The sequence below is a fragment of the Polaribacter sp. ALD11 genome (assembly GCF_002831685.1).
Taxonomy (GTDB): Bacteria; Bacteroidota; Bacteroidia; order Flavobacteriales; family Flavobacteriaceae; genus Polaribacter.
The window spans coordinates 3,404,908-3,418,098 of sequence record NZ_CP025119.1 but is presented as its reverse complement, the minus strand read 5'-3'; the positions used below and the strand labels follow the sequence as shown (position 1 = coordinate 3,418,098).

12 protein-coding genes are annotated in these 13,191 nt (G+C 31.8%); 9 read left to right on the top strand and 3 right to left on the bottom strand.

Annotation, left to right across the window (positions count from 1 at the left end; translation table 11 throughout):
- Positions 1-3: 3 nt before the first annotated feature.
- Genes fusA through rpsL form a run of 3 tightly spaced genes read right to left on the bottom strand, consistent with a single transcriptional unit; the run spans position 4 to position 3,004 of the window.
- Positions 4-2,121, bottom strand: coding sequence for an elongation factor G (fusA, locus tag CW731_RS14770; protein WP_100947449.1), 2,118 nt, complete (start codon positions 2,119-2,121; stop codon positions 4-6).
- A 5-nt stretch (positions 2,122-2,126) separates the two neighbouring features.
- Positions 2,127-2,603, bottom strand: coding sequence for a 30S ribosomal protein S7 (gene rpsG / locus CW731_RS14765; protein WP_100947448.1), 477 nt, complete (start codon positions 2,601-2,603; stop codon positions 2,127-2,129).
- Between the two features lie 26 nt (positions 2,604-2,629).
- Positions 2,630-3,004 carry a 30S ribosomal protein S12 gene (gene rpsL, locus CW731_RS14760; protein WP_018943587.1) on the bottom strand — a complete coding sequence of 125 codons (375 nt, stop codon included), beginning with the start codon at positions 3,002-3,004 and terminating at the stop codon, positions 2,630-2,632.
- 175 nt (positions 3,005-3,179) lie between these two features.
- Between rpsL and CW731_RS15710 the strand changes: the two genes are divergently transcribed.
- The 9 genes from CW731_RS15710 to CW731_RS14720 all read left to right on the top strand — a co-directional run bounded on the left by CW731_RS15710 (position 3,180) and on the right by CW731_RS14720 (position 13,183).
- Entirely contained in the window at positions 3,180-4,844 is a 1,665-nt protein-coding gene (locus CW731_RS15710; protein WP_198519831.1) for a hypothetical protein, read from the top strand.
- A 191-nt stretch (positions 4,845-5,035) separates the two neighbouring features.
- Positions 5,036-5,314: a carboxypeptidase-like regulatory domain-containing protein gene (locus CW731_RS14750; RefSeq protein WP_100947447.1), complete on the top strand. Its 279-nt coding sequence runs from the start codon at positions 5,036-5,038 to the stop codon at positions 5,312-5,314.
- 9 nt (positions 5,315-5,323) lie between these two features.
- A complete protein-coding gene (locus CW731_RS14745) occupies positions 5,324-5,644 on the top strand; it encodes a TonB-dependent receptor plug domain-containing protein (RefSeq protein ID WP_157812240.1) in 321 nt (106 codons plus the stop codon).
- A 200-nt stretch (positions 5,645-5,844) separates the two neighbouring features.
- Positions 5,845-6,270: a hypothetical protein gene (locus CW731_RS14740; protein WP_100947445.1), complete on the top strand. Its 426-nt coding sequence runs from the start codon at positions 5,845-5,847 to the stop codon at positions 6,268-6,270.
- A 117-nt stretch (positions 6,271-6,387) separates the two neighbouring features.
- Complete coding sequence (locus CW731_RS15915) at positions 6,388-6,510, top strand: hypothetical protein (RefSeq protein ID WP_302849630.1); 123 nt, start codon at positions 6,388-6,390, stop codon at positions 6,508-6,510.
- 26 nt (positions 6,511-6,536) lie between these two features.
- The gene (locus CW731_RS14735; protein ID WP_100947444.1) at positions 6,537-7,715 is read left to right on the top strand and encodes a TonB-dependent receptor; all 1,179 of its coding nucleotides are present in this window, start codon (positions 6,537-6,539) and stop codon (positions 7,713-7,715) included.
- A 38-nt stretch (positions 7,716-7,753) separates the two neighbouring features.
- The gene (locus CW731_RS14730) at positions 7,754-8,062 is read left to right on the top strand and encodes a hypothetical protein (RefSeq protein ID WP_157812239.1); all 309 of its coding nucleotides are present in this window, start codon (positions 7,754-7,756) and stop codon (positions 8,060-8,062) included.
- A 93-nt stretch (positions 8,063-8,155) separates the two neighbouring features.
- Positions 8,156-8,674, top strand: coding sequence for a tetratricopeptide repeat protein (locus tag CW731_RS14725; RefSeq protein WP_100947442.1), 519 nt, complete (start codon positions 8,156-8,158; stop codon positions 8,672-8,674).
- Positions 8,675-10,102: 1,428 nt separating this feature from the next.
- Complete coding sequence (locus CW731_RS14720) at positions 10,103-13,183, top strand: SusC/RagA family TonB-linked outer membrane protein (RefSeq protein WP_100947732.1); 3,081 nt, start codon at positions 10,103-10,105, stop codon at positions 13,181-13,183.
- Positions 13,184-13,191: the final 8 nt, after the last annotated feature.

Genomic DNA, 13,191 nt, shown 5'->3' with positions numbered 1-13,191 from the left:
AGATTAACCTTTAGATTTAGCGATAACTTCTTCTGATACATTTGAAGGAGTTTCTGAATAATGCGAAAATTCCATAGTAGAAGTTGCTCTACCAGAAGACATTGTTCTTAAAGCAGTAACGTAACCAAACATTTCAGATAACGGCACTAAAGCTTTAACAACTTTAGACCCATTACGATCACTCATGTCGTTTACTTGACCTCTTCTTCTATTTAAATCACCAACGATATCTCCCATGTTCTCCTCTGGAGTTAACACTTCTAATTTCATTAATGGTTCCATTATTTTTGCTTTTGCAGATTTTGCAGAAGCTTTATATCCCATTCTTGCAGCTAGTTCAAAAGATAATGCATCAGAATCCACAGCGTGGAAAGACCCATCTCTTAGAGTAACTTTCATTGAATCCATTTCGTATCCTGCTAAAGGACCGTTTTTCATAGCTTCTTTAAATCCTTTCTCTACAGAAGGAACAAATTCTCTAGGTACGTTTCCACCTTTAATAACAGATTCAAACTGTAAACCTTGAACACCTTCATCTGCAGGTCCAATAGTAAATACAATATCAGCAAATTTACCACGTCCACCAGATTGTTTCTTATAAATCTCTCTATGTTCTGCTTCTGCAGTAATAGCCTCTTTATATTCCACCTGTGGCTGACCTTGGTTAACTTCAACCTTAAACTCACGTTTTAGACGATCTACAAGTACATCTAAATGTAACTCACCCATTCCAGAAATAATAGTCTGTCCTGAAGCTTCGTCTGAACGAACTGTAAAAGTAGGATCTTCTTCTGCTAACTTAGCAAGTCCAATTCCTAATTTATCTACATCCGCTTTTGTTTTAGGCTCAACTGCAATACCAATAACTGGATCTGGAAAATCCATAGACTCCAATACAAGAGGGAATTTTTCAGCAGTTAAAGTATCTCCTGTTTTAATAGATTTAAAACCTACAGCAGCACCAATATCTCCAGCTTCGATATAATCAATTGCGTTTTGCTTATTCGCATGCATTTGATAGATACGAGAAATACGTTCTTTTTTACCTGAACGGTTATTTAGAACATAAGAACCTGCATCCAAACGACCAGAGTAAGCTCTAAAGAAAGCTAAACGACCAACAAACGGGTCTGTAGCAATTTTAAATGCTAAAGCAGCAAACGGCTCATCTACACTTGGCTTACGTAATTCTTTTTCTTCTGTATCTGGGTTTACACCTATGATACCTTCTTTATCCATTGGAGAAGGTAAGTAACGACATACAGCATCTAAAAGAAACTGAACACCTTTATTTTTAAATGAAGAACCACAAACCATTGGAATGATAGCCATATCCATAACAGCAGCTCTTAATGCATTGTGCACTTCGTCTTCTGTAATAGAATCTTCATCTTCCATGAATTTTTCTAATAAGTTCTCATCATAACTAGCTACTTCTTCGATTAATAAAGCACGATATTTACGTACTTCATCTTTCATGTCGTCTGGGATAGCAACAACATCGAATGTAGCTCCGAAGTTATCCTCATGCCATACAATAGCTCTGTTTTTCACTAAATCTACAATACCTTTAAACTCATCCTCATCACCAATATTTAAAACAATTGGCACTGCGTTAGACTTTAACATATCTTTAACCTGTTGACAAACCTTTAAAAAGTCAGACCCTTGACGATCCATCTTATTAACGAATCCAATTCTAGGCACCTTATAGTTATCAGCTAATCTCCAGTTAGTTTCAGATTGTGGCTCTACACCATCAACTGCTGAAAACAAGAACACTAACCCATCTAAAACACGTAAAGACCTATTCACTTCTACAGTAAAATCTACGTGACCTGGAGTGTCAATAATATTAAAATGGTATGCTTGTGTATCTGGAGTAGGTTCTGCATTTTCTTTTGGAAAATCCCATTCACAAGTAGTCGCAGCAGAGGTAATTGTAATACCTCTTTCTTGCTCTTGCTCCATCCAGTCCATCGTAGCCGCTCCATCATGCACCTCTCCTATCTTATGAGAAACACCTGTATAAAACAAGATACGTTCTGTTGTTGTGGTTTTACCAGCATCAATATGTGCTGCAATTCCAATATTTCTTGTTAATCTTAAATCTCTAGCCATTTCTATTAAAATCTAAAGTGAGAGAATGCTTTATTAGCTTCTGCCATTTTGTGAGTATCTGTACGTTTTTTAACAGCAGCACCTTCTTCTTTAGCCGCAGCTAAAATCTCAGCAGCTAAACGCTGTGCCATTGTTTTCTCGTTTCTTTTACGAGTATACAGAATCATCCATTTAATAGCCATAGAAACCTTACGGTCTGGTCTAATTTGCATAGGGATTTGAAAAGTTGCACCACCAACACGACGAGATCTTACCTCTACATGCGGCATTACATTTGACAAACCATCTTTCCAAATTTCTAAAGCTGATTTTTCTTCTTCACCTTTTCTTTCCTCTACAATGTCTAACGCATCATAAAATACTTTAAAAGCTACTGACTTCTTACCCGCCCACATTAAATTATTTACGAATCGTGTTACTAACTGATCGTTAAATTTAGGGTCTGGCAATAAGACTCTTTTTTTTGCTGCTCTTTTTCTCATGTCTTTACATTAAAAAAGTTACTAATTTACTTTTTTGGGCGTTTTGCTCCGTACTTAGATCTACGTTGGGTTCTACCCTCAACTCCTGCAGTATCTAATGCACCACGTACTACGTGGTATTTAACTCCTGGCAAATCCTTTACCCTTCCACCTCTAACTAATACTATCGAATGCTCCTGTAAGTTATGTCCTTCACCTGGAATGTATGCGTTTATCTCATTACCATTTGTCAATCTAACTCTGGCAACTTTACGCATTGCTGAATTAGGTTTCTTTGGCGTTGTAGTATAAACACGAGTACAAACTCCACGTCTTTGAGGACAAGACGACAAAGCAGCCGATTTACTCTTCTTAGTTATTTTGGTTCTTCCTTTACGAACTAATTGTTGAATAGTAGGCATACTAAATAATTGCTGTTTTTCGTTTATATTAAACTTGTCTCTTTTTTAAGAGTCTGCAAATGTACAATTAATTTCTAATTATTCAAATATCAGGAAGTTATTTTTTAAAAAAGTATTAATATTTTTATGATTAACCGTATTTTTAAATACATTTGAACACCAAAACACCTAGCAATTGAATAAGAAAAAAGCACATATTCTTACATTAATAATTGTTTTTAGTTTTATTCCTGGGTTTTTATCTCAAACCTTCAATTTAGAACTATCATCAGAAAAGAAACTTGAAAAAAAATTTTTATCTCAAATTAGCTTCAAAAAAAAACATGGAGATTCAACCTCGATATATAATGAGTTAACCAAAATTCATAAACTTATTAAATTAAATGGCTATTTTTTAAGTTCTTTAGACAGCATAACTTTAAAAAGAAAAAAATACTCAGCTCATTTTAATTTAAATGAAAAAATAGATTCAGTAAGTCTAAAACATAAAAACCTACCTCCAATAATTTCTAGAAATTTTAATTTCTTAAACAATAATCTTAAAATCCCCATCGAGAAACTAGAAGGCGTTATAAATAAAATCTCCAAAGAACTTGAAGACAAAGGCGACTCATTCTCTAAAATTAAATTACAAAACATCACAATTAAAAATCGAACACTATTCGCTGAAATTAATTATAAAAAAACTAAAGAAAGAAAAGTGAATAAATTATTATTTAAAGGCTATAATAATTTTCCGAATTCTTTTATTAAAAACTACTTCGACATAAATAACAACACAACGTTTACTAAAAATAAATTAACTGAAATTTCTAAATTATCACAAAACTTAGACTTTGCATCAGAAATTAAATCTCCAGAAGCTTTATTTACAAAAGATTCTACTTATATATATGTCTATTTAAGAAAAAACAAAGTAAATAGTTTTGATGGACTTATAAATTTTTCATCTCAAGAAAACGGAAAATTACAATTTAACGGGTACTTAGATTTAAAATTGAAGAACATATTAAATACAGGCGAAAGTTTAAACCTATTATGGAACAGTTATGAAGAAAAAAGACAGGAGTTGTCAATAACTTCAAAAAAACCATATATTTTTAACACAAAACTATCTACTGAATTAAATTTCTCTATCTATAAACAAGATTCAACTTTTTTAAATACAAAATTCAGTTCTCATCTTCAATATCAGATAAGAAATAACACGACTCTATTCTTATCTTTTTCATCTGAAAACTCAGAAAAATTAATAAAAACAACATCAAATAAAATTGAAACTTACAAAAGTTCTTTTTTCGGTTTGGGATTTCAATACAGTATACCAAAAAACGATATTTTCAGAAACGACGCCTTCTATCTAAATATTACTCCATCATTTGGGAAAAGGAAAAGTGACAACACCTCAATTAACCAAGTTAAGCTAGAGTCTACAATTTCTTATTTACTAGATTTAAATAAAAGAAATAGTATGTATCTAAAAAACAAAACAGGTTTATTGAATTCTGAAAGCTATCTTGAAAATGAATTATTTAGAATTGGAGGATGGAACACAATCAGGGGATTTGACAAACAAAGCATATTTGTTAAAAGCTATATTCTTCAAAACATTGAATACAGATACCTTACATCAGAAAATTCATTTATATACTCTGTTACTGATTTAGCATTAATATCAACAACTAATAACAATGAAAAATTAATAGGTTTAGGACTCGGCTATTTATTTAACTCTAAGAATTCTCAAATTAACATATCAACCATAATTGGAACTAATACCAAAAACTCATTAAATACAAAGAACACTCAACTCTTAATTAAATGGACAAACTTTTTTTAACTTATTTCCGGCCCTAACACAAACTTTAACATTTACATTGTTTATTTAACAAAATATTAAGATATTTGAAGTAATTAATTCAAGTGATTATAAAATAAAAACAAAGTTTAATAGAATTTTAACGCTGTTCTTAGCGTTGGCAATGCAAATACCCTTTGCACAAGAAAAAACGGTTTCTGGAAAAGTATCTGATGCATCAGGTCCCTTACTCAGGAGTTAGTATTTTAATCAAGGGTACTGATACAGATTTCGACGGAAATTATTCTGTAAAAGCTAAAACTAGAGATGTTCTTGTTTTTAGATATTTAGGGTATAAAGTTGTCAATAAGACAATAGGTAATTCTAATGTCATTAACATCAAATTACAGGAAGATGTAAATATTTTAGATGAAATTATTATTACAGGTCAAGGTTCAGGTATTCAAAAAAGAAAGCTATCAACCACTGTAGATGTATTGAATTCTGATTAAATCGATAAATTGCCATCTACTCAAATTGATGCCTTATTACAGTCAACAACACCAAGTGCACACATAAGGTTAAGCTCTGGTCAGCCAAGTACAGCATCAATAATAAGAACAAGGGGTGCAATTTCAGCAGCTTCTTCATTTACTCCAGTTATGATTGTAGATGGTATTCGTGTTGATAATCTAAACTCGAATCCAAGTACAGGTCTTGATACAGGTAGGGCTAGTGTCTCTGCTTTAGCTGATATTCCAACAGAATCTATTAAAAGAATTGAGTCATTAAAGGTGGTGCCTCTACTACATTATATGGTGCAGATGCAGCAAACGGCGTAATACAAATAATCACTAAAAAATGGAAAAATGGAAAAACTTCTATTTTTGTAGAAAGCAGATTAGGAGTTATAAAAGCTACTGATGATTATTTAAAATATAACAGAACCGCAGAAGCTATTTTTGAGGCAGGAATTGCACAAGAATATAGAGTTGGTATAAATGAAGGAAATGACAAAGTAACCTATAACTTTGGTGGAAGTTTGTACAAAGATGATTCTTTTAATGACTTAAATGAGCAAATAAAAAGAAGTCTTACCTTTGGACTAAGTGCTAAAGTAACTGATAAATTGAAATATCAAGGTTCATCTTCTTACACAGGTTTTCAATCTAATTTAGATTTTAGTGCAAATACAAGTTTTTCAAGATTTTCTGGTTTTGAAGGAGAAGCTAGAGGAGATTTAGATGCTTTATCTGAGGCTGATTGGCTAGTTGAACGTGATAGAGCTAGAAAAATAGGAGGTTTAGTTGATATTACTGGAGTTACAATCCGTTTTACAGCATCCAATAATTTTAAATATGAATTTAACGATTCATTTCAATCTAATTTTACAATTGGTATCGATCAAAAATCATCAAAACAAGAAGAAAATGACACAAATGCATTGCTTGTTGCTTTAGATTCTTAGCCAGAAGGTACAACAGATCAAGCGTCATTAAACAGGGTTTTAAGAAATTCTTTTACTCTTACTTCAAACCTAAACTTTAAACATAGAGCTAGTCTTCAAGATTTTTCATTTGTAACGATGCTTGGTGGAAATTTCTTTAGAACTGCAGATAGACAAAATAGACTAGATGGTTCTAGTGATGTAGATGGAACAACTTCTATCAATTTTTTCCCTACAATAACGGAAGTGATTTTACACTAGAGAATGCTAATTATGGTTTATACCTTTTGAAAAACATAGGTATTTATGATGTTACTTTTGTGAAATTTGGAGGAAGATTAGACTATAATACTTCTGCAGGATCAAATACAGATGCATTATTTTTACCTAAAAAAGGTATTACATACAATATCTCTGATCATGACTTCTATAAAGACAGTGAAATAAATAATATTATTTCTAATATTAAAGTTAGAGCGAATTACGGAGAGTCATCAAATTTTGCTCAACCATTTTCACAAGATAAAACCTTTGCTTTAGAATCTTTTTTAGGAGCTCCAGCATTTCGTTTTGACCAACCAGGTAACAATGAGTTAGTTTCAGAAATAGTGGTAACTAATGAATTTAGGTTAGATTTAGGTTTTTTAAATAATAGAATTAACCTAAGTGGAACCTACTATAAGGCAGTTACTAATGATACACTTATTACACCTAGTCAACCACCTTCTTCTGGTCTTTTAGCACAGGTACAAAACATTGGTGAAATACAAAATACAGGTTGGGAATTTGCTATAAACACAACAATTGTACAAACAGAAAAACACAATTTAAAGTTTAATTTTTCTTACAATACAAATGATAACTTTTGGAAAAGTAGTGATGGAGCACCTGCATTTAATGTAGGTGGTTTTAGTGTGATTGGTTCATGGATTGAAGAAGGACAAAGCTTAGGGTATTTGAGAGGTACTTACAAATTTACACCTAATGCTGCATTAGGAGATACTTTTGCACCTATTTTTGGATCTTTTGGTTTGAACTATACATGGGATAAACTTGACTTTTTTGTAACTGGTGATTATCAATTTGGTGGCAAAATAGTTGACTTAAACTTCTTATTAAGACACTTAAGAGGTGTTGATGATACAGGCGTCCCAAATGATTTAGTAGGTGCAACATCTCCTTTTAACTATGTAAATTACTTTACATTTGACAATGATTATGTTAAAATAAGAAACATTGGTTTGACTTATAATTTTGGTAAAGCTTTAAGAGTTTTTGAAAATGTTCATCTTGGTGTTACAGTAACAAACCTTCTTAACTGGACAGCTGGTACTTTTGACCCTGAAACAACAGGTTCAGGTATTAGTGCTCAAAATGGTTTTAACAGTGGTGGTTTCACATATGGTACCGAGTCGGCACCAAGAATCTTTATGACCTCACTTAAATTTAAATTTACACAAAAATGAAAAAAATAATTTTAACTATATCATCTGCATTATTACTTTTGAGTTCATGTACTGATGATTTTAAAGATGTTGTGGACTTTACAAATGTAGAGAATCCGACCCTTTCTGAAACTTCTGTTGTCGGTCAACCTAATTCAGCTACTATTTGGGCTTTGGGTATTGAACGCGAAATTTCACGAACTTTTAACGATATATTAATATTAGCAGAATTAGGTTCTGATAATTATATGAATGATCAGACTTTCTATAGTCAATTTTTAGATAGTTTAGACATTAGAACTACAGATCCTAACATTAGAGATGCTCATAATGAGATTGCAAGAGTTGCTAAAATGGCAATATTTTGATTAGAACAAGTAGGTCCAGGAGACACTGAGTATACAGCTGAATTAGAAGCTGAATTTAATTTTTACTTAGGTTTCTCTAGATTGTTATCTGGAATGTACTATTCTGTATTACCACAAGAAACTATAGGGGTTCCTGTAAGTTCTGCTAATAATTTACAAAGTGCGGTTACTTCTTTTCAGGCTGCAATTGCTAAATTTCCAAAACCAGAATATCATTTAGCGCAAGCTAGAGCACATTATCTATTAGGGAATAAAACGGAAGCTGTATCATTTGCGCAGAAAGCAATAAACCTAAGCGCTACTACTACAAGATTTGCTCAATTTGATCAATTAAACGACTCCCCTAACACAATGGAATCTGCGTTGTTACAGAAAGCAACTTTTGATAATTTTCAACCTTTGCCTACATTGGATTTTTTAGGTCCTAAATATTCATTCTTAACAGTGGAAAAAGACCCTTCTATGCATTATTTAAAAGTAGAAGAAGCATATTTAATAATGGCTGAAGCAAACTTATCAAGCAACAACCCTGCTGGAGCACAAACAAATCTTGAAAGTTTGCTCGCAGTAATTTCCACTAGAGAAGTTCGAGATTTTGACGATAAAGTATAAGATAGAACTCACCGTGATGAAGGATCAAGACCAAATAAATAAACGATTGTTGTAAATGGAAGAAGCGGACTCGTATTAAACAGACAAACTGAAAACGTTGGTGTTCCTGCTGTTTCCGGCACCTCTTTAACACAAGCAGCTATTGATGCAATGACTTTAGGAGAGCTGCATTAGAACTTTTATACAGAACTAGACAAGAAGTATTTATTGCAGAAGGTCTTAGATTTGTAGATATGGGAGTTAAGTTGGCTATCAACGAAAATGAAATATTACAAAATGAAAAATGTATCTGAGGGAGCCCCAGTACAGTAGCAGCAATACCTACTTTTATTAGTGCTGTAAGCGCTTACTTAGATACTATTACTTATGTTAAAGGTTTAAATGTTGCCACAACAGCAATAGATTTAACTGCTATTCTAGTTGCAAACAAAACCTCTACCGAAGTATTACCATTTCACTAAAATAGAGTAACTAAATAACATTTTAAACACCTCAATGAAAAATTTCATTGAGGTGTTTTTTTAATATAGACCATGAAAAAAAACTACATTTTAAAGAGATAAGATTTAGCATAGAAAAAAAACTTAGCAAGACTGCAAATATATTATACTTACAAAAAAAACAGAGATAATATTATTTTATGAATTACTACAGATTATCAAAAAAAAAGTTTTACAAATACAAACCAAAAAAAGATATGTGTATAAAACTCATAGCTAAATGTAGACAAAAGAGACTTAGCAATAGCTTAGAAGCTTTTTAAACAAAACTATTAATAAAAAAATAAAACTTAAAATTTAGCTAAATATAGAGTTAATGATTTACTAACTATTTCATTCATCGATTATAAACATTTCATTCAATTTCATATAAACATTAAAATTATTCTTGTAAATTAAACTAGAATCAACAATTTCTTATTTAGTCAATTTAAATAAAAGAAATAGCATCTACTTAAAAAACAAAATAGGCCTATTAAATTCTGTAAACTATTTTAAAAACGAATTATTTCGAGTTGAAGGAAAGAGCTTCATGAGGGGATTTAATGAACAAAGTATCTTTGTTAAGAAATTTATTGTGCAAAACATCGAATACAGGTACCTTACATCAGAAAATTCATATTTATACTCCATTACATATATTGCTAGTATAAAACTGAGAGTATACAAAAGAATCTTTTAGGATTAGGTATGGGTTATTTATTTAACACAAAGGATTCACAAATAAATATTAAGGCATCCATTGGATAAAATAAAACTAAAAAGACTGATTTCAAAGACTTTAAAATATTTATTAACTGGAAAACACACTTTTAATCTTAAGATAACTTAGAATACATATAGATTATATTAAAATTTAATGTTAAAAAATTGTTTATTTAAGTTTTATTTAAGACTTTTGGAACTAATTAATTCAAATAATTATACAATGAAAACAAAGTTTAATGGATTTTTAACGCTATTACTAGCGTTAGTCGTGCAAATTACCTTTGCACAAGAAAAAACGGTTTCGGGTACTGTTTCAGAAGAATTAGGGCCATTACCAGGTGCTAGTATTTTAATACAAGGAACCAGTACAGGTACTCAAACTGATTTTAATGGGAAGTACTCTATTAGAGCAAAAGAAGGTGATGTAATCATCTTTAGTTATTTAGGCTATAGTCCAGTTAAAAAAACTGTAGGAAGCTCTTCTACTGTAAACGTAACTTTGAAACAAGGAGAGAATGTTTTAAACGAGATAGTTGTTACTGCTTTAGGTATTAAAAGAAAACCAAAAGAGTTATCGTATTCTGTACAAACAGTACAATCAGATGATTTAACAAAAACAAAAGCTGTAAATGTTGCTACAGCTATGGTAGGTAAAGTTTCTGGACTTCAAATTAACACAATTAACAATGGAGTTAACCCTTCTACTAGAGTTGTTTTAAGAGGTAATAGATCGTTATTGGGAAATAACCAAGCATTAATTGTAATTGATGGTTACCCGTCATCAAGAAATGCTATTGACAGAATTAGTCCTGATGATATTCAAAATATTACTGTTTTAAAAGGTGCAAATGCTTCTGCTCTATATGGTTCGGATGCAGGAAACGGTGTTTTGGTAATCACTACAAAAAAAGGTAAAGGTAAACTTAGTGTAACATACACTTCTACATTACAAATGGAGTCTGTGGCATACTTACCAGAATTTCAACAAGAGTTTGGTGCTGGTGGTTTCCCTGACGGAACACTTTACCCACTTGAAAACGTAAACTGGGGGCCACGTTTTGATGGAAGATTAGTTGATGCTAGTGAAACTTATGATGATGGTAGGGTTTGGCAAGTTCCATTTTCTCCTATTAAAGATAGAAACAAAAACTTCTTTGATACTGGAGTTACTACAAGACATGGTGTTAGTTTAAGTGCTGGTGATGAAACTGGTGATTTTCTAATGTCTCTTGATCAAACTAACGTTTCTGGGATTGTACCTAAAGACAAGTTCAATAGAACTAACTTTAGATTAAAATCTAGCAAGCAAATGGGGAATTTAAAAGTTGGAGGGAACTTTTCTTTCTACAGATCTCACAGTAACACTGTTGGTAGTGGGGGTAGACAAGGAAGACCTGTATACTGGAACGTGCTTAACACACCACTTCATATTCCATTAAGCGAAATGAAAAACTGGAGAGATGGTGAGTTTACAAGAAATGAAGTTTCGTACTTTAGATTTTATGAAAACCCATACTTTATAATTGATACTCAAAGAAATTATGCTGATTATACAGAGTTTACTCTTATTGCTGATGCAGAGTATAAGTTTACAGATAATTTAAAAGCAACTTTAAGAGCAGGTTACACTTCTGGAACTAACGAAACTACAAGAGAATTTGGAGGATTTAATTATGCTTTTAAACTTGGTGACGCATACGCTAACATGGATCCTTATGGACCTAGTAATGCTGATGGATTAAGTACATCTACAAGAATAAATACTGATTTTATTGTAAATTATCAAAAAGATGTAAGTACAGATTTTAATATTAATGCAACTGTGGGGCATAATATGAGAATGACTTCAGGTAAAGAAATAAATGTTTCTGGTACAAATTTATTTATTCCAGATTTCTATAATGTATCTACAAGATCTGGTGAATTAGTTGGTGATGAATCTTATTCTCAATTAAGAAAGATGGCGGTTTATGCTGATGTAACACTAGGATTTAAAGATTTTTTATTCTTAAACCTTACTGGTCGTAACGATTTTACTTCTACGCTACCAACTGATAATAATTCATATTTCTATCCTGGTGCTGGTGTGTCATTTGTAGCTTCAGAAGCTTTTCCTGCAATAACTTCAGATAATGGTTTAAGCTTTTTAAAGGCTAGTTTTAATATTACAAAAACAGGTAATGACCCTGCAGCTTATGCAGCTAATAATATCTTTTTTGTGCCAGATAATTACCCTTACGGTAATACTGTTGGTTTATCTCAATCGTCTACAGTTGCTGATCCTGAGTTAAATCCAGAATTTACAACCTCTCTTGAAGCAGGACTAGACTTCCGTTTATTCAAGAATAGAGTAAATGCTAACATTACTGGTTATAAAACAAATTCAACAGATCAATTAGCACCAGTAAACATTTCTACTGCATCCGGTGCAACAAGACTATATACTAATATTGGAGAAATTCAAAATTTAGGTATAGAGGTAGATTTAAGTGGTACTTTAATAAGAAGTGAAGACTTTACTTGGGACTTAGGTCTTAACTATTCTGGATATAAATCAGAAGTAATTTCTTTAAAAGATGGTGTAGATAAAGTAGATTTAGGTGGTTTTGCAGATGCACAAATTATTGCTAGAGTTGGTTCACCATACCCAATGATTAGCACAACTGATTATGAAAGAGATTCTCAAGGTAGAGTTGTTGTTGGTGCTAACGGAGACCCTATACAAGCCGCAGGAAATGTAGACCAAGGTCAAACTAGTCCTACTGCAACAATGGGTTTTAATACTACTTTAAAATATAAAAACTTTACTTTTTATGCTGTAATGGATTATAGAACTGGGGCAGTATTTTTTAACGGTATAGTAGATGCTTTAGAATTTACAGGACTTACACAACATAGTGCAACTTCTGGAAGACAACCTTTTGTATTTCCTAACTCTGTATACTCTGATGGAGGTACTGGTTTTGTAGAAAACACAAATAGATTAACTTCAAATGGAGGTAATGCATTTTGGAGTGCTTATAATAACGTTAAATCTAACTATGTAACTGATGCATCTATTATTAAAATAAGAGAAGTGTTATTATCATATAGTTTTAATAAAGATGTAATAGATGCTATTGGAGTTAGTGATTTATCTATAGGAGCTTACGGTAGAAATTTATTTACATTCCGTCCAGATTCTAATGTTTATACAGATCCTGAATTTAATTTCACCGAAGGTAACGCTATTGGTATTGGAACTCAGGCTCAAACACCACCTACAAGACAATTTGGGTTAACATTAAATGTTAAATTTTAAAAAATAAA